Consider the following 16,598-nt stretch of genomic DNA (forward strand, 5'->3'; position numbering starts at 1 on the left):
GCGACGGTTGCTACGATGTGTTCTTCTGCCATCACCGCTTCATGCGGCTGGACTTGAGCGCACTCAACGCTGCTGGCTGAGAATCCAAGGTGTTTCCTATGTCTCCGAACACCTGTTTCCCATGTCTCCTGTCTATACAGCGACGCAAAAGAAAGGGAGTCGCCCGCCGGGGCGAGACCCGGCTTGCCCGAAGCACAACAAGAGCCCAGGCGAGCAAGGGTCCGGCCATGTTCAGCCCGAAAGCTTCCATAAGCAACAGGCCATCAGCCCAATACGGACGATCGCAATATGCTATGAATTAAATAGCAACGGCACGAGCTGAACCCCTGCCATCAATCCGCCTTGATACCCGACACCTTGATGATGCGGCTCCACATGCCGCGCTCGGTGGTCTCAAGTTTGGCCAGTTCCGCGCTGTTCAGAAACACCGCCTTGGCACCCTGTTCTTCGGCGCGTTTGCGGAAGGTGTCGGACTCCACCACCTGCTTGATCGCAGCTGAAATCCGCGCCGACGTTTCGGTGGGGATGCCGTTCGGGCCATACACGGCGAACCAGGAAGATGCCACCAGCGGAACACCCTGTTCGGTCGCAGTCGGCACCTCCGGCAATGCGGCCAGCCGCGTGCGGCCGGTGACCATCAGCGCCCTGAGTTTGCCCGAGCGGATATGCGGCAGCAGCGGTGGCGGCGTCGTGATGGTGAAGTCGACAGAGCCGCCCAGCAGGTCGGTCAGGGCCTGGCCGGTGCCGCGGTAGGGGATGTGCACCAGGTAGGTTTTGGTCAGGTCCTTCAGCAATTCCGTGGTCACGTGCTGCAGTGACCCATTGCCGCTGGAGGCGTAGTTCACCTTGCCCGGGTTGGCCCTGGCGTACTGGAGGAACTCGGCAAAGGTGTTCGCGGGGAAATTGCTGCGCACCACCATCAGTTGTGGCGCGTCGATCAAATGGCCCAGGGGCTTGAGGTCCTTGCCGGGGTCAAAGCCGGCGACCGGCTGCAGCAGCGGCGTGATGCACTGGTAGCCCGAGTATTGCACCAGCAGGGTGGTGCCGTCGGCGGGCGCACGGGCGACCAGCTGCCCGCCGATGTTGCCGTTGGCGCCACCGCGGTTGTCCACCACCACCGAAGTGCCCAGGAGCTTGCCCAGCGGCTCGGCCAGCAGGCGCGCCGCAATGTCGGTGGTGCCGCCCGCCGGGGTGGGCACCACCAGCGTGATGGGCTTGCCGGCGGGCTGCGCGAAGGCGCTGGCCATGAAGGTGGGGGCTGCGACTACGGTGGCCGCGGCGGCGGCGCCGGTGATCAGTGTTCTTCTGGAAATTGGGGTCACGGGTTGTCTCCTGGGATGTTGGGAAAGGGAAGCAAGGGAAGCAAGGGAAAAAGGGAGGGGGCAGTGATCAGGCCAGCTCGGAAATCTCGATCAGGTTCAGGTCCGGGTCACGGACATAGACCGAGCGGATTTTTTGCGTGGCGCCGGTGCGCAGCACCGGGCCTTCGAGAAGGGGCCAGTTCTCGCGTTGCAGCCGGGCCATGACCTGGGCCAGCGGCACGCTCGCAATGAAACACAGATCCAGCGCGCCGGGCTGGGGCCGGTGCGCCTTGGGCTCGAACTCCGCGCCCTGGAGATGCAGGTTGATCTTCTGCTGGCCAAACCTGAAGGCCTTGCGCTCAACAGGCGGCGTGCCGCCGGTGAAGGTCTCCAGCGCCATGCCGAGCACACGGGTGTAAAAGTCCACGCAGGCCGCTTCGTGGGCTGTCGTCAACACCAGATGGTCCAGGTGATCGATCATGAAAACTGGCTGCGGAGTTCCTGCACAAAGTCGGGCGCCGGATGCAGGTCGGTGATGCGTCCCGCCTTGGCGACCTGGCCCGGCACTTCGTGGCCGACGATGTCCGGCATCTGGCGTGCAATCGCCAGCAGCCGGGGCAGGTCCATGCCGGTGTCGTAACCCATGGCATCCAGCATGTGGATGGCGTCTTCGCTGCTGATGTTGCCGCTGGCGCCGGGGGCGTAGGGGCAGCCGCCCAGGCCGCCGAGCGAGCCGTCGAAACGTGTGATGCCACCCTGCACGGCGGCCAGCACATTGGCCAGGCCCATGCCGCGCGTGTTGTGAAAATGAAGCGTGAGCTGCAGATTGGGAAAGCGCGCCTGCAGCGCCTGCACCATGCGGCTGACCTGGGCCGGGTGCGCCATGCCGGTGGTGTCGCAAATCGTCACGCCACGCACGCCCTGATCGGCAAAACGAGCCACCCAGTCCAGCACGTTGGCCTGCGGCACCTCGCCTTCCATCGGGCAGCCGAAGCAGCAGGACAGCGAGACATTGACCGGCGTTCGGCCATCGACGAGCTGGATGACTTCGGACAAGGCCGCAAAGCTGTGCGCCATCGGCATGCGCAGGTTGGCGAGGTTGTGCGTTTCCGAGGTGGACATGACCAGGTTGAGCTCGTCGGCCCTGGCCTCCAGTGCGCGTTCGGCGCCGCGCAGGTTGGGCACCAGCACCGTGTACTCGACACCCGGCACGCGCCGTATGCGGCCCATGACCTCGTCCGCATCGCGCAGCATGGGAATCGCCTTGGGCGAGGTGAAGGAGGTGACCTCGATCTTGGCGTAGCCGCATTCGCCGAGCGCATCGACCAGCGCCACCTTGGTGTCGGTCGGGATGAATGCGGGCTCGATCTGGAAACCGTCGCGCGTCGCGACTTCGTTGAAGAAAATGCGTTGTGTCATGCCACGATTCCTTTTTCCTTGAGGCCGAGAATCTGTTCGGGACTCAGGCCGAGTTCCTTGAGCACGGCGTCGCTGTCCTGACCGATCGCCGGTGCATTGCGCCGGTGGCTGCCCGGCGTGGCAGACAGTTTGGGCACGATGCCGGGCAGCATCAAGCTGCTGCCGTCGTCCATGCGGCGTTCGTCCAGCATGCCGCGCGCCCGGTAGTGCGGGTCGGCGGCGATGTCGGCCACGGTGTAGATGCGGCCGGCCGGCACCGAGGCCTGGTCCAGCAGCGCCAGCACTTCGTCGACCGTGCGCTGCGCCGCCCACTGGCCGATCGCTTCGTCGATCTCCGCGACCCGCGCGACGCGGCCGGCGTTGTCGGACAGCGCGGGGTCCGCCCCCAGGTCCTCGCGGCCAATCACGGTCATCAGGCGCTTGAAAATGCTGTCGCCATTGCCGGCGATCAGCGCATAGCCGCCGTCCTTGCAGCGGTAGGCATTGCTGGGCGCGATGCCGGGCAGGGCGCTGCCCGCCGGGCCGCGCACCGCGCCGAAAGCGCTGTATTCGGGCAGCAGGCTTTCCATGCAGTTGAAGACCGCCTCGTACAACGCGACGTCGATCACCTGGCCCAGGCCTGACGCATGGCGATGCTGCAGCGCCAGCAAAATGCCGATCACGCCGTGCAGCGCGGCCAGCGTGTCGCCTATGCTGACGCCGACACGCACCGGCACGCGGCCGGGCTCGCCCGTCAGGTGCCGCAGGCCGCTCATGGCTTCGGCCACCACGCCGAAACCGGGCCGGTCGCGGTAGGGGCCGGTCTGGCCGTAGCCGCTGATGCGCAGCATGATCAGGCGCGGGTTGAGTTGCAGCAGTTCGTCCGGGCCCAGGCCCCAGCCTTCCATGGCGCCGGGACGGAAGTTCTCGATCAGCACGTCGGATTCCAGAACCAGTTTGCGCACGATGTCCTGGGCCTCGGGCGTCTTCAAGTCCAGCGCCAGCGATCGTTTGTTGCGCGACTGCAGCTGCCACCAGACCGACGTGCCGTCCTTGAGAAGCCGCCACTTGCGCAGCGGGTCGCCCGCGCCGGGCGGTTCGATCTTGACCACCTCGGCGCCGAAGTCGGCCAGGGTCTTGGCGGCAAAGGGCCCGGCGATCAGCTGGCCGAGTTCGAGAACCTTGAGGCCGGCCAGCGGCCCGGCGGATGAAGAAGAAGAGGTGTCCATGGCCGCGCAGTGTGCCGCCCCGGGCACCCGGCGTCCATTACTTGTTGCGGTGCCCAGCCTTCGCCTTTTGCGAAGGCTGGGCGCCCGCCGCCAGAAAATCCACCAGCGACACAATCGCAGCTTCGTTGTCGCCGGCCGCCGTCGCCACCAGCAGGCGGCGCTGCGCCCAGGCGTCGCTCAGGGGCCGCCAGCCGAGTTTCATGGTCTTGACGATGGGCAGGCTGGCGCCCTTGGGCAGCACCGCAATACCCAGGCCGGAGGCCACCATGTGGCAGACCGCGTCGAAGCTGCGCACCTGCATGCGCAGTTTCAGCGGCCGGTTCGCGGCGAGCGCGGCCTGCTGTTGCTGCTGCAGCATGGCGGCGCCGGGCGTCAGGCTGATCCATTCCTCGTCCAGCGTGTCGGCAAAGGCGATGGGTGTTTTTTTGCCTGCCAGCGGATGTTTGGCAGGCAGCACCAGCACCAGCTCATCCTCGCGAAACAGCCGCGTGGCCAGGCCGCCGGTGTCCGGCCCCTCGACAAACACGGCGACGTCGGCGCGGCCCTCGCGCAAGGTGGTGACCACGGCTTCGGACACCTGCTCTTCGAGATCGACGCGCACCTGCGGATGCAGCCGGCCATATTGCGCCAGCAGGGTGGGCAGGAACTGGCTGATGGCCGCGCTGCTGGCACACAGGCGGATGTGGCGTGCAATGCCCTGGCGCAGGTCGGCCAGTTCGCTGTCCAGGTGCTCCATGGTCTGCAGCAGGGTCAGGCCGTGTTTGACGAAGACCCGGCCGGCCGCCGTCGGCAGCAGACCGCGCGCATGGCGCTCGAACAGCGTGTCGCCGAGGGCGCCTTCCAGTTCGCGGATGCGCCGGCTGGCGGCGGCCAGCGCCAGGTGCGAATCGCGCGCCGCAGCGGTCAGGCTGCCGGTTTGGGCGCAGGCCACCGCCAGCCGGATGGACACGAGGTCAAACCGCGCGAGGTTCAAAGGGCCCCCACGCTTGTCACTTCGTGTACTGCGCGAGGCCTTGCAGGCCGCCGCTCGCCACAGGCTTCGCTTCTGTCGTCTGTCCCAACCTGCACAGGCAGGTTGGGAGCCGCAGACTCCGGCCCCTCAGGGGCGCTGCGCCTGCGGCCCGGCCCTTCGACAGGCTCAGGACAGGCCAAGGTCGGTTCCGCGGCCCCGGCTGGTGAAGAGGGATCCCCCACGCCTCAGACCTTCTTTTTCGCCGCGGCCTTTTTGGCGGCCGGCGCCTTCTGGGCCAGCAGCGTGTCGAGGTTTTTCACGATTTCGCCTTCGATCCGGTCCTTGAAGGCGCCGAGCAGAAAGCCCAGTTTGGCGTCGAGCTCGAACTGGTCCTTGGTCACCTTGAGCGTGCCGCTGACGCCCGAGCGGGTGAAGCCGACTTCGTCACCGGTGTCGCCTTCCTCGTAGGTGCAGCTCATGTCGAACTTTTCCTCGACCTGTTCGGCCCACTGGAAGGCGATCTTGCGTGCCTGGGCCAGGCCCAGGCTGTGCTCGCGTTCGATATGGATGTCAGCCATGGGGTGTTTCCTTGCTTTGCGTCGTGAGGGAGGGGCGGAGGGCGTCGTGCCGCGCCTGTTTGGGCAGGGCGGCCAGCCGCCTGACCGCATCATAAAACCGCGGCCAGTCGCTGCCTTCGCGCGCAAACAGCGCCTCGAAGCCGGGCACCAACTCATCATAGGCGGCCAGCGCGCCCAGCGAGGCGTTGTTGGTGCGGGCCACCCAGGGGTCGTAACCGGCGTAGCCGTCCCAGCCGGCCTTGAGGGCGGCGTAACGCGTGTGGAAGGTCTGCATTGCTATCATTTTCATAGCTTCCTGCGCAGGACGGACAAGGGCTGGTGCCGTTTTTGGCTCATAAATCTCGCTGAGCTCGCGGCGCAGTCCCAGTGTCAGCGCGCGGAATTGCTGGCGGCGCTCGCTGTACAGCGCGTACTCCTGGCGGACGGCGGCGCTGCCGTGGGTGTCCAGCCAGCGTGCGCTGCCCAGGCGTTCCACGGCGGTGGCAAAGGATTCGTTGAAGTCCATGTCGTCGGCGGCATACACCACCTGATGCGCCAGCTCATGAAAGATCAGCCGCGCCAGTTCGCCCTCGGGGTAGCCGATGAAGGTGCTGAGCAGCGGGTCGCCGCCGGCCCAGTTCATCCAGCCCAGGGTGGAGTAGGCTGGCACGCCATAGACGCTGACTTCCAGCCCCTGCGCGCTCAGCTTGTCGGCTTCGGCACGCGCCTGGGCCTCGTCAAAATAACCTTTGTAACCCACGCAGCCGGTGACCGGAAAACACCAGGTCTGCAAGGTCAGCGAAAACTCGGGCGCGGCCGACACATTCCACACCACGGCCTTGCGCCGCAGGTCGGCGTAGCGCTGGTAGCTGGCGTTGTTGGGCAGCTTCAGTTCGCTCACTGCAAAGCGCCGGATCTGCTGGGTCAGGGCCAGCCTGGCCTTGAGTTTGTCGGGGGTGTCGCTGTCCTGGAGCCAGTCATCCACCGGCCGGGCGGCGTTCATCAGTTGCAGGTGGCCGCTGACCGACTGCCAGTAATAACCGAGGCTGGCGCAACCGGACAGACCCAGCAGCAGGGTGCCTGCCAGCAGGGCGGCCGTGCGGGGCGTGAAGGGGTTGGGTCGCACCAGGCTTAGAGCGCGGGCGCTCCATCAAGTTGCACCTCGACCACGCAATCGTAGAACACCGGGCCGCGCCCCAGGTCGGTCAGGTGCTGGCTGGTCAGTTCGTTGACATTGGTACCATCCAGGCCGAACTTGCGCCACCAGATGCCCAGGCCGTGGACCACGCCGGCGCGCGCCCGGTCGGACACCCTGGCCTTGCAGCGGTAGCTGCCGCGCTGGTTGAACACCCGCACCACGTTGCCGGTGAGGATGCCGCGCGCGGCGGCGTCCCGCGCGCTGATCTCCAGCACCGGCTCGCCCTCGATGTCGCGCAGGCTTTTCACGTTGACAAAGGTGGAGTTCAGGAAGTTGCGCGCCGGTGGCGAGATCATCGCCAGCGGGTAGCTGGCCGAGGTGCCGGCCGCCTCGTAATTGGGCACATGGTCGGGCAGGCCGTCCAGTCCCTGCGCGGCAAGCCGTTCGCTGAAAAATTCGCATTTGCCCGACGGGGTCAGAAAGCGGCCCTCGGCAAACGGCGCGTCGGGACCGGGTAGCGTGGCAAAACCCTTGTCCAGCAGTTCGTTGAAATCAATCCTGTCGCCGTCCGGGTGGCTGAAGGCCGCGCGGCACAGGGTTTCGTCGTCATCCGCAAAACAGGGCTCGGTGAACCCCATGCGGGCCGCCAGGCCGCGGAAAATCTCGGTGTTGGGCCGGGCCTGGCCCACGGGGGCGATGGCCGGGCGGTTCAGCAGCACATCGGTGTGGCCGTAGGCGCCGTGCACGTCCCAGTGTTCCAGCTGGGTGGTGGCCGGCAGGATGAAGTCGGCGTAGTCGGCGGTGTCGGTCTGGAAATGCTCCAGCACCACGGTGAACAGGTCCTCCCGTGCAAAGCCCTGCACCACCCTGCCCGAGTCCGGGGCCACCGCCACCGGGTTGCTGTTGTAGACGATCAGCGCTTCTACCTTGGGGCCGAAGGCCGGTGAACTGTCCCGAAGCAGGTCGTCGCCGACGGTGACCATGTTGAGGGTGCGCGGCTGGCGGCCGGCCAGCAGGTCGGGCCGCTGCAGGGCCGCACGGTTGATGGGGAACATGCCCGAGCTCGACAGCAACACGCCGCCGCCGCGGTGCCGCCAGGCACCAATGAGTGCTGGCAGGCTGGCCACGGCCCTGGTGGCGTTGCCGCCGCCGCGCGCGCGCTGCATGCCGTAGTTCAGGCGGATGGCCGCCGCTTGCCCATTGACGAAACACGCGCCGTAGTCACGCGCCAGCGAGCGCACCTGTTCCGCCGGCACCCCGCATACGTCTGCCACACGCTCCGGATTCCATAGCAGGGCACGCTCGCGCAGCAAGGGCCAGCCGACGGTATGGCTTTCAAGGTAGGCGTGGTCCAGCCAGTCGTGAACGATCAGCTCATGCATGATGCCCAGCGCCAGCGCGGCGTCGGTGCCGGGTTGCAGGGCGATGTGTTCGTGGCATTTCTCGGCGGTTTCGGTCTTGCGCGGATCGATGCAGATGACTTTGGCACCCTGGCGTTTGGCTTCCTGCACATGACGCCAGAAATGCAGGTTGCTGGCGATCGAGTTGCTGCCCCAGATCAGGATGAGTTTTGCTTCGGCAAAAAATTCGACCTTCATGCCGACCTTGCCGCCCAGCGTTTGCGTCAGGCCTTCGGTGCCGGCCGCCGAGCAGATGGTGCGGTCCAGCAGCGAGGCGCCCAGTTTGTTGAAAAAGCGTGCGGCAATGCTTTCGCTCTGCACCAGGCCCATGGTGCCGGCGTAGCTGTAGGGCGCGATGGCCTGCGGGTCGCGCTGCGCTATGGCCTGGAGCCGGGCTGCGATCTCGTCCAGCGCGCTGTCCCAACTGACGGGTTCAAACTGCCCGGAGCCCTTGGGCCCCACGCGCTTGAGCGGTTGCAGGATGCGGTCGGGGTGGTAGCTGCGCTCGGTGTAGCGCGACACCTTGGTGCACAGCACGCCGCCGGTTTGTGCATGTTCAGGATTGCCCTGGACTTTGACCGCCACACCGTTTTCCACGGTGGTCAACAGGGCGCAGGTATCGGGACAGTCGTGCGGGCAGGCGCCGCGCACCTTGGCCGTGCCGTTCACGAAACTGACACTAGGGGAGATGCTGATGGGAACCGTCATAAATAGAACTACATTTTCTTACAAGGAGTCGCCCTGCTTGCGTTTCAGCCAGGGCCATCAATATGAAAACATTACACACTCTGGGGCAGACCCTTATCGTAGCTGTCCTGGCGCTCGCCGGTGCGGTGGTGCACAGCCAGGACGGGGTCAGCAAAACCGCCATCGTGCTCGGCCAGAGCCTGGCGCTGACCGGCCCGGGTTCCTCGCTGGCACAGCCTTTTCATCAAGGCGCCAAGCTTTACTTTGACAACGTCAACGCGGCTGGCGGGGTCAACGGGCGCAAGATCGAACTGGTCACGCTGGACGACCAGGGGAGCCCTGCCAACACCGCCGCCAACACCAAGAAGCTGCTCGACCAGGGGGTGCTCTCCTTGTTCGGTTTTTACGGTTCGCCCCAGGTGACAGCCGCTTATCCCCTGATCAAGGACCGCGACATCATTTTGTTCGCCCCCATGGCGGCGGCCGACGAGTTTCGCGGCGCGCTTTATGCCAATGTGTACTCGCTGCGTCCCGGCTACTCGGAAGAGGCAGCGGCCATCACCAAACATGCTGCCGCCCTGGGCGCGCGCAAGCTGGCCATTTTGCATGCCAGCGATGGTGAGTCGCTGGCTGCACTGGACTCGGCGCAACGGACCATGACCAGCATGGGCGCGAACCTTCTTGCCAATGCTGCCTTTTCCAGCGGAGCCGTGGCTGGCAGCGTGGACAAGGCCTTGGCGCCCGGTCCCGAATCGGTGCTGGTGATCGGTGACTCGCAGAGTGCGGCGTCGGTGGTGCGGGAGCTGCGGGCCAAAGGGTTTCGCGGGCCGGTTTATGGTTTTTCCAATACCGGCGAAAGCCTGCTGGCCGAACAGCTTGGCAAGTCAGGTGCCGGCGTGGTGGTTGCACGCGTGGTTCCCAAAAGTGATGGCTCCAAGGTGGCCCTGGTGCGTGAACTGCAGGCCGACGCCGCCGCGGCCAAGCTGGGCAAACCCAATGTCTACATGGTGGAAGGCTACATCGCTGCGCGCGTGTACACCGAGGCCTTGCGCCGCATCAGCAAGGACCCGACGCGAGCCAAGCTCAGAAAGGCCATTGAGGCCCTGGACGATCTCAGTATCGGCGGCTTTCGCATTCACTTTGTTGAAGACCGCGTGGGTTCGCGGCTGGTCGAGCTGGGCTTGATCGACTCGCAGGGGCGGGTCAGGGAGTAGGGTGCAGTTGGTGAGGCGCGACACAAGGCTGACAGTTTTCTGACTTGATTTCGAGGGTTAACCCCTGGAGTTGGGATTTTTTAAAACCAAATCATTCAATTCCTCGCAGGGCGAAGCGGGGGGTGATCCGGCTGTCAGGTTCAGGGCATGTTGCATGCTGAAAATGTACGCATGCTTATCAATCGTCGCAAATTCTCATTCACCGCCGGCGCCGCCATGCTGGCCGGCTTCAACATTGCCCGGGCCCAGTCCGACAGCAAGATCATCCTTGGCCAGTCGGCCGCCTTTACCGGTCCTGCCGCACAACTGGGCATCCAGTTTTACCAGGGGGCCAAGGTCTGTTTTGACCAGGTCAACGCCCAGGGCGGCGTGGGCAAGCGCCAGATTGAAATCCGCAACCTGGACGATGGTTACGAGCCGGACCGCTGCGCCGAGAACACCCGCAAGCTGATTGCCGATGACGTGTTTGCGCTGTTTGGCTACATCGGTACCCCGACCAGCCTGGCGGCCCTGCCGCTGGCGGTCAAGGACAAGGTGCCTTTTATTGCCCCGTTCACCGGCGCCATGGGCCTGCGCGAGCCGTTCAACAAATACGCCTTTCACGTCCGCGCTTCGTACAACGACGAGACCGGCCTCATCGTCAAGCAGCTGACCAGCCTGGGACTGAAGAAAATCGCGGTGTTCTACCAGAACGACGCCTACGGCAAGGCCGGCCTGGACGGCGTGACGCTGGCCCTGAACGGCCTGGGGCTCAAAACGGTGGCGCAGGCCACGGTGGAGCGCAATTCCGTCGATGTGGCCAAGGCGGTCCAGACCCTGGTCGCCGCGGCCCCGGATGCCGTGGTGCAGATCAGCGCCTACAAATCCTGTGCCGCCTTCATTCGCGCTGCACGCAAGGCCGGGTACGGCGGCACGTTTTACAACGTGTCTTTTGTCGGCACGCAGGCGCTGGCCGACGAGCTGGGCAAGGACGGTGCCGGTGTGGTGGTGTCCCAGGTCATGCCTTCGCCCTACAACGCGGCGCGCCCGATCGCGCGCGAGTTTGCCGATGCCGTCAAGGCCGCCGGCAAGGATGCCCAGGTCAATTTCTCCAGCATGGAAGGGTATGTGGCTGCCAAACTGTTGGTCGAGGGCCTCAAGCGCGCCAGCGGCAAGCTCAGCCGCGAATCGCTGATTGCCGGCCTGGAGGGCCTGGGCAGCCAGTCGCTGGGCGGCTTTTCCGTGTCCTTCTCACCGACCGACCATGTGGCCTCGAACTTTGTGGAGTTGTCCATGCTGACCGGCGACGGGCGTGTGCGCACCTGAGCTTCATCGGTCATCGCCTCCCGAAAAAAAAGCGCCTGAATGTCGGGCGCTTTTTTTATGCCGATCGGGCGATCTCCGGTGCCGGGAATCAGGCGATGCTGGTCGTCGCAGCCAGCCCGCGCAGAAAGGCCTCGCAGCGTGCGAGTTGTTCCAGGCTGACAAACTCATCGGGCTGGTGAGCCTGCGTGATGCTGCCCGGTCCGCAGACCACAGTGGAAATGCCGGAGTTCTTGAAGATGCCGGCCTCGGTGCCAAACGCCACCTGCGTGGTGCGTGACTCGCCGCTCAAGCGCTGCGCCAGCCGCGTCACCGCATCGTTGGCCGATCCCAGAAAACTCGGCACTTCGCAAATCGTCTCAAAGCGGAAGCCAGCTTCGGGCGCTATACTTTTCATAGCTGGTTCCGCTTGCTGCGCATAGGCTAGCACCTCTTTTTGCATTGCGGCCGCGTCGGCCGTGGGCAGGTCCCTAAATTCGTAGCGGAACTCGGCGTCACGCGGCACCACGTTGTCGGCAATGCCGCCGTGGAACTGGCCGACGCTGGCGGTGCTGAAGGGCACATCGAAACCTTCGTAGCGCGGCTCGTCGCGCTCGAAACCCTCGGCCATGTCGCGCAGCTTGCCCACCACCCGCGCGGCCATCTCGATGGCGTTGACCGATTGCGGGGTCAGCGACGAATGCGCTTCCTTGCCGCGCACACAGCACTTGTAGCGGTAGACACCCTTGTGGGCGATGGCCGGCACCATGCTGGTGGGCTCGCCCACGATGCAGGCCAGCGGCGCGATGCCGGCGTCCTTCATGTCGGCCACCAGCTCCCGCACGCCGAAACAGCCGACCTCCTCGTCGTAGCTGAGCGCCAGGTGAATCGCAAAAGGCGCCGGGCTGTTCAAAAAGGCGTCCGCCTGGGCCAGCGCCAGCGCGATGAAACTTTTCATGTCGGCACTGCCGCGCCCATAAAGCTTGCCGTCGCGGACCAGGGCCGACAGCGGATCGACCGACCAGTCCTGCCCGTCCCAGGGCACGGTGTCGGTGTGGCCCGACAGGATCACTCCGGCAGGTTTGCCTTCTCCCAGCGTGGCAAACAGGTTGGCTTTGGTTTTATCGGCGTTCCAGGTGATGCGGCTGGCCACGCCGGACTTTTTCAGCGTGTCCCGCACGAAATGGATCAGCTCCAGGTTGGAGTTGCGGCTGACGGTGTTCATGCGCACCAGCGTCTGCGCCAGTGCCAGGGCCGGGGCGGACAGGCCGGAAGAGGGCAGGGTGTGGGGCAAAGTCATGCCTGATTCTGGCCCAATTGGCGCCGCTGCGGGGCGGTTATGCTTGAACCCGACCGCGCGCACGTGGTCTATGCTTGTCCCCGCCCGACCGCCCCAACCGAGTTTTCCTCCGCCCATGCGTTTATTGTTCCGCCTCGTCACCTTGATGCGCCCCCACCAATGGCTGAAAAACGCCTTTGTGTTTGCCGGGCTGGTGTTCAGCGAGAGCTGGGGCGACGGGCCGATGGCCTTCAAGGTGCTGAAGGCCTTTGCCGCGTTCTGCTGCTTTTCCAGCATGGTCTACATCCTCAATGACTGGCTGGACCGCGCCAGCGATGCCCGCCATCCGGTCAAGCGCCTGCGGCCGCTGGCCAGCGGCGCCGTGTCGCCCGCGCTGGCGCTGGCGCTGGCAGCGCTGCTGCTGGTCGCGGGTCTGGCTTTTGCCGCCGGCAACGGGACCTTGCTGGCGCTGCTGGGCATTTACGTTGCGCTGAACCTGGCCTATTCATGGCGGCTCAAACATGTGCCGGTGGTCGATGTGTCCATCATTGCCTCGGGCTTCATGCTCAGGCTGCTGGCCGGCACCCTGGCGGTGGGGATTCCGCCGTCGCGCTGGATGCTGCTGGCCGGCCTGTTCGTGGCCCTGTTCCTGGGATTTTCAAAACGCAAGGCCGAAACCTTTCACGACGAGGCCGCCCAGCGCGCCGTGCTCGATCACTACCCGCCGGCCCTGCTGGACATGTTCATGGCCGTGACCATGACGGCCAGCCTCATGACTTACGGCCTGTTTGCCACCAGCGCCGAAGCGCAGCTGCAGCACGGCAACCGGCTGGTCTACAGCGTGCCCATCGTCGTGTTTGCCATGTTGCGTTACGCCTACCAGGTGCACCGGGGGCGCGGCGAGGACGTGTCGCGCGACCTGGTGCGCGACCCCTGGATTCTGACGGCGCTGGTGGCCTGGCTGCTGGTGTTTCTGGGACGCCGCTTTTGAAGCCGTCGGCCCGGCCGGCGCCACGCCTGCCGCTCAAGCCGCTGCTGCTGGTTCTGGGCCTGGCCGCCACGGCGTATGCGGTGGCGCTGGCCGTGTTCGGCGAAGGCAGCGCCCTGGCAACCCTGCAGCGGCTGGGTTCGCTCGCGGGCCTGCAAGCCGCCGCCCTGTGCCTGTTGAACTACCTGCTGCGCGGCCTGCGCTGGCGCATGTGGATGGCCCATTACGGGCGGGCACTCGGTCTCGCGCAAGGTCTGCGCCTGTACCTGGCGGGTTACACCTTCACGCCGACGCCCGGCAACATCGGCGAGGCGGCGCGTGGGCTCATGCTGGCGCGCCGTCCGCTGGGCCCGGCGCAAAGCCTGGCGATTTTCGGTGCGGAACGTCTGGCCGACCTGCTGTGCCTGCTGCTGATGTGCCTGCCGGTGGCCTGGTGGCTGGCGGCGCTGGGCGGTCCCGTGGCTTACCGCCTGGCGCTGGGCAGCGGCGTTGCCGCGCTCGCCCTGCTGGTGCTTCTTTTTGCATTCCGGCGGCGCCTGCTGCTGCGGCTGTCCTGGCTGCGTGATGCCTGGCAGTGCCTGGCGACGCGTCCCGCTGTCTGGCTGGCGCTGACCGGGGTGGCTTGGGCCGCGCAGGGCCTGGCCGTCTGGCTGCTCTGCCGTGAGGCGGACCTGTCCATTGGCGTGCTGCAGGCCGCTGGTTTTTACGCCGTCGCCATGGTCGGCGGCGCGCTTTCCCTGCTGCCGGCGGGCCTGGGTGGCATGGAGGCGCTGTTGACCGGCCTGCTGGTGCTCCACGGCGCCGGTGCGGCGCAGGCGCTGGGCATCACCGTGCTGGTCCGGGTGCTGACCCTGTGGCTGGCGGTGGCCATCGGTGCGCTGGCGCTGGTCTATAGTGCCGCCATTCGCGACATCAGTTTCAGATAAGTCTTCCTGCCCATGCTTGAACGTTCCGCCGCCCCGGCTGCCCCCCTTCTTTCCCCTTTCCTGGTGCGCGGGCTGGTCGCTGCCGGTGCGCTGTCGCTGGCTTTGCGGCTGTGGCTCTCCGCCACCTTCCCGATCACCGGCGACGAGGCTTTTTTCTACTGGTGGGGCGTTTACCCCGACTGGGGTTATTACGACCATCCGCCCATGGTCGGCTGGCTGATTGCCCTGGTGCGCGCGACACTGGGCGACACGACCTGGGCGATACGCCTGCCGGTGGTCCTGCTGCCGCTGGCACTCGGCGGACTGGTGGCCTGGGCGCTGGCCCCGCTGGACCGCGTGCGTGCGGCCTGGGCCGTGCTGTTTTTCTGGCTGGCCCCGATCAACTGGCTCAACGTGCTGATCACCACCGACACGCCGCTGATGGCCTGGTCGGTGCTGTCGGTGGCCCTGCTGCTGCGCGCCGAGCGGCGCGAGTGCATGGACCGCACGGCCTGGGGCTTGTATGCGCTGTCGGGCCTGGCGCTGGGCTGCGCCTTTCTGTCCAAGTACTTCTCGGTGGTGCTGGGCCTGACCTACGTCGTGTATTTCGCGGTCTACCGGCGCGAACGCTGGGCGGCGTTTGCGCTGCTGGTGCTGTGCGCCTTGCCCGGCCCGGCCATCAACATCGCCTACAACATGTCGCACGGCTGGTCGAACATCATGTTCAACCTCTACAACCGCAACGAAGGCGAGAGCTTCGCCTGGAACAAGCCGCTGCTGTACCTGGCCATGCTGGTCTACCTGGTCACGCCGATGGCGGCCTGGCTGGCCTGGAAGCAGCGCGGGGCGCTGGTAGCCGCGGCGCGGCAGCAACGGCTGCTGGCTTGCGTGGTGGTCGTGCCGCTGCTGTTTTTTGCGCTGTTGTCGCTGAAGAAGGTGGTGGGGCTGCACTGGGTGCTGTCGTTTTACCCCTTCGGTTTTGCGCTGCTGGCTTTTGCCCTGCCGCTGGACAAGCTCAGAACCTGTGCACTGGGCATGGCCGCGTTTGCCGGCCTGCATGTGCTGGTGGTGGCCGGCCTCCATGCCAGTTCACTCGAGAACTGGAAAAGCACCAGGCTGTATCCGCAAATCATCCGCAGCTACAAGACCGCCGAGATGCTGCAGCAGGTGGCGGCACCCGGCGTGGAGCTGATGGCCAGTGCCTACACGTCCGCGTCCATCTATGGCTACACGCTGCGCAAGTACGTGCCGGTGTTCGGCCCGGGCAATTTCCACGCGCGGCAGGACGACATGCTGGTTGATTTTTCGCTGTACCAGGGAAAAACCGTGCGCATCCTGCGCATGGATGCGCCGCGCATCGAGGAGTACCAGCCCTACTTCGACAGCGTGCAGGTGCTCAGTTTTTCGCAGGAAGGCGTGCCTTTTTACGCGGTCGAGGGCCGGGGCTTCAATTACGCCGCTTATAAAAAGGGCGTGCTGGCCACCATTCACAGCCGCTACTACAACATCCCGGCCTGGTTGCCCATGACCGGCTGCCCGTTTTGCGAACGCCTTTGCGGCCAGGTGCGATGCACGAAGTAAAAGCAGGAGAAGCCGCAGGCAAAACCCCGGCCGTGGAAGTCGCGGCTTTCGACTTCGACGGCACCCTGACCCGGCGCGATACGCTGCTTCCCTACCTGCGCCGCAGCCTGGGCTGGCCGCGGTTTCTGCTCGCCTTGCTGCGCAGCAGCCCCTGGTTGGCCGCCTACGTCTGCCGGCTCACCAGCAACCACCGGGCCAAGGCGCGTTTGCTGCAGGCCAGCCTGGGCGGGTGCAGCGCGGCGCAGATCGAGCGCTGGTCGGCCGACTTTGTGGCGCAGTACCTGCCCCGGCAATGGCAGGAAGAGACGCTGGCACGGCTGCGCTGGCACCAGCAGCAGGGCCATGGCTGCGTGATGGTGAGCGCCTCCCCCGGCATTTACTTGCACGGGGTGGGTGAGGTGCTGCGCATGGATGCGGTGCTCTGCACCGAGCTGGAGGTCAGTGACGGCGTGCTCACCGGGCGCATGGCGACCCGCAATTGCCATGGCGAGGAAAAAGTGCTGCGCCTGCAGGCCTGGCTGGCCAATCGCGGCGTTCCTGCCGCTGCGGTCGTTTTGCATGCGTATGGCGACTCACGCGGCGACGTGCCGCTGCTAAATCTGGCAGACTATGCGCACTACCAAGGTCAACCCTGGGTCCGCCAATCATCCTGAAACCAGCGGGTGGGGTGGGCCTGATCACCCAAAGG

General features: G+C 65.7%; 15 protein-coding genes. 6 read left to right on the forward strand and 9 right to left on the reverse strand.

Going from position 1 to position 16,598, the window contains the following annotated elements:
- Positions 1 to 332 precede the first annotated feature (332 nt).
- The 8 genes from B7G52_RS09165 to B7G52_RS09205 all read right to left on the reverse strand — a co-directional run bounded on the left by B7G52_RS09165 (position 333) and on the right by B7G52_RS09205 (position 8,683).
- Positions 333 to 1,322 carry a tripartite tricarboxylate transporter substrate binding protein gene (locus B7G52_RS09165; protein WP_240523376.1) on the reverse strand — a complete coding sequence of 330 codons (990 nt, stop codon included), beginning with the start codon at positions 1,320 to 1,322 and terminating at the stop codon, positions 333 to 335.
- Between the two features lie 67 nt (positions 1,323 to 1,389).
- Positions 1,390 to 1,782: a VOC family protein gene (locus B7G52_RS09170; protein WP_096697307.1), complete on the reverse strand. Its 393-nt coding sequence runs from the start codon at positions 1,780 to 1,782 to the stop codon at positions 1,390 to 1,392.
- A complete protein-coding gene (locus tag B7G52_RS09175) occupies positions 1,779 to 2,720 on the reverse strand; it encodes a hydroxymethylglutaryl-CoA lyase (RefSeq protein WP_096697308.1) in 942 nt (313 codons plus the stop codon). Before B7G52_RS09175 ends, B7G52_RS09170 begins: the two co-directional genes overlap by 4 nt.
- The gene (locus B7G52_RS09180) at positions 2,717 to 3,928 is read right to left on the reverse strand and encodes a CaiB/BaiF CoA-transferase family protein (RefSeq protein ID WP_096697309.1); all 1,212 of its coding nucleotides are present in this window, start codon (positions 3,926 to 3,928) and stop codon (positions 2,717 to 2,719) included. Before B7G52_RS09180 ends, B7G52_RS09175 begins: the two co-directional genes overlap by 4 nt.
- Before the next feature lie 37 nt (positions 3,929 to 3,965).
- Positions 3,966 to 4,901, reverse strand: a complete 936-nt coding sequence (locus tag B7G52_RS09185) for a LysR family transcriptional regulator (RefSeq protein ID WP_096697310.1) — start codon at positions 4,899 to 4,901, stop codon at positions 3,966 to 3,968.
- Between the two features lie 224 nt (positions 4,902 to 5,125).
- Positions 5,126 to 5,458, reverse strand: coding sequence for a polyhydroxyalkanoic acid system family protein (locus B7G52_RS09195; protein WP_096697312.1), 333 nt, complete (start codon positions 5,456 to 5,458; stop codon positions 5,126 to 5,128).
- Positions 5,451 to 6,563, reverse strand: coding sequence for an aminopeptidase (locus B7G52_RS09200; RefSeq protein ID WP_240523377.1), 1,113 nt, complete (start codon positions 6,561 to 6,563; stop codon positions 5,451 to 5,453). The genes B7G52_RS09195 and B7G52_RS09200 overlap by 8 nt, the downstream gene beginning before the upstream one ends.
- A gap of 5 nt (positions 6,564 to 6,568) precedes the next feature.
- Positions 6,569 to 8,683, reverse strand: coding sequence for a molybdopterin-dependent oxidoreductase (locus tag B7G52_RS09205; protein WP_096697314.1), 2,115 nt, complete (start codon positions 8,681 to 8,683; stop codon positions 6,569 to 6,571).
- A 62-nt stretch (positions 8,684 to 8,745) separates the two neighbouring features.
- Here B7G52_RS09205 and B7G52_RS09210 point away from each other — a divergent pair, with 62 nt between their 5' ends.
- On the forward strand, positions 8,746 to 9,876 hold the full coding sequence (locus B7G52_RS09210) for an ABC transporter substrate-binding protein (protein WP_096697315.1): 1,131 nt from the start codon (positions 8,746 to 8,748) through the stop codon (positions 9,874 to 9,876).
- A gap of 171 nt (positions 9,877 to 10,047) precedes the next feature.
- On the forward strand, positions 10,048 to 11,181 hold the full coding sequence (locus tag B7G52_RS09215; RefSeq protein ID WP_096697316.1) for an ABC transporter substrate-binding protein: 1,134 nt from the start codon (positions 10,048 to 10,050) through the stop codon (positions 11,179 to 11,181).
- A gap of 88 nt (positions 11,182 to 11,269) precedes the next feature.
- Here the strand turns inward: B7G52_RS09215 and argE are convergent, their stop codons facing one another.
- Positions 11,270 to 12,457 (reverse strand): acetylornithine deacetylase, encoded by a 1,188-nt coding sequence (argE, locus tag B7G52_RS09220; protein WP_096697317.1) that lies wholly within the window; start codon positions 12,455 to 12,457, stop codon positions 11,270 to 11,272.
- 115 nt (positions 12,458 to 12,572) lie between these two features.
- On the opposite strand from argE, the gene B7G52_RS09225 reads away from it, so the two are divergent.
- Genes B7G52_RS09225 through B7G52_RS09240 form a run of 4 tightly spaced genes read left to right on the forward strand, consistent with a single transcriptional unit; the run spans position 12,573 to position 16,563 of the window.
- Positions 12,573 to 13,427: a decaprenyl-phosphate phosphoribosyltransferase gene (locus B7G52_RS09225; protein ID WP_096697318.1), complete on the forward strand. Its 855-nt coding sequence runs from the start codon at positions 12,573 to 12,575 to the stop codon at positions 13,425 to 13,427.
- Positions 13,424 to 14,350: a lysylphosphatidylglycerol synthase transmembrane domain-containing protein gene (locus B7G52_RS09230; RefSeq protein ID WP_240523378.1), complete on the forward strand. Its 927-nt coding sequence runs from the start codon at positions 13,424 to 13,426 to the stop codon at positions 14,348 to 14,350. Before B7G52_RS09225 ends, B7G52_RS09230 begins: the two co-directional genes overlap by 4 nt.
- Positions 14,351 to 14,362: 12 nt before the next feature.
- A complete protein-coding gene (locus tag B7G52_RS09235) occupies positions 14,363 to 15,910 on the forward strand; it encodes a glycosyltransferase family 39 protein (protein WP_096697319.1) in 1,548 nt (515 codons plus the stop codon).
- Positions 15,898 to 16,563, forward strand: a complete 666-nt coding sequence (locus B7G52_RS09240) for an HAD family hydrolase (RefSeq protein ID WP_096697320.1) — start codon at positions 15,898 to 15,900, stop codon at positions 16,561 to 16,563. Before B7G52_RS09235 ends, B7G52_RS09240 begins: the two co-directional genes overlap by 13 nt.
- The last annotated feature ends 35 nt before the right edge of the window (positions 16,564 to 16,598 follow it).

This window comes from Polaromonas sp. AER18D-145 (genome assembly GCF_002379095.1).
Classification (GTDB): Bacteria; Pseudomonadota; Gammaproteobacteria; order Burkholderiales; family Burkholderiaceae_C; genus Polaromonas.

Bases quoted from the DNA above. Each gene is read 5' to 3' on its own strand.
- B7G52_RS09215 (WP_096697316.1), top strand. From the start codon at position 10,048: ATGCTTATCAATCGTCGCAAATTCTCATTCACCGCCGGCGCCGCCATG.
- B7G52_RS09175 (WP_096697308.1), bottom strand. From the start codon at position 2,720: ATGACACAACGCATTTTCTTCAACGAAGTCGCGACGCGCGACGGTTTC.
- argE (WP_096697317.1), bottom strand. From the start codon at position 12,457: ATGACTTTGCCCCACACCCTGCCCTCTTCCGGCCTGTCCGCCCCGGCC.
- B7G52_RS09205 (WP_096697314.1), bottom strand. From the start codon at position 8,683: ATGACGGTTCCCATCAGCATCTCCCCTAGTGTCAGTTTCGTGAACGGC.
- B7G52_RS09170 (WP_096697307.1), bottom strand. From the start codon at position 1,782: ATGATCGATCACCTGGACCATCTGGTGTTGACGACAGCCCACGAAGCG.
- B7G52_RS09240 (WP_096697320.1), top strand. From the start codon at position 15,898: ATGCACGAAGTAAAAGCAGGAGAAGCCGCAGGCAAAACCCCGGCCGTG.
- B7G52_RS09210 (WP_096697315.1), top strand. From the start codon at position 8,746: ATGAAAACATTACACACTCTGGGGCAGACCCTTATCGTAGCTGTCCTG.
- B7G52_RS09195 (WP_096697312.1), bottom strand. From the start codon at position 5,458: ATGGCTGACATCCATATCGAACGCGAGCACAGCCTGGGCCTGGCCCAG.
- B7G52_RS09235 (WP_096697319.1), top strand. From the start codon at position 14,363: ATGCTTGAACGTTCCGCCGCCCCGGCTGCCCCCCTTCTTTCCCCTTTC.
- B7G52_RS09180 (WP_096697309.1), bottom strand. From the start codon at position 3,928: ATGGACACCTCTTCTTCTTCATCCGCCGGGCCGCTGGCCGGCCTCAAG.
- B7G52_RS09225 (WP_096697318.1), top strand. From the start codon at position 12,573: ATGCGTTTATTGTTCCGCCTCGTCACCTTGATGCGCCCCCACCAATGG.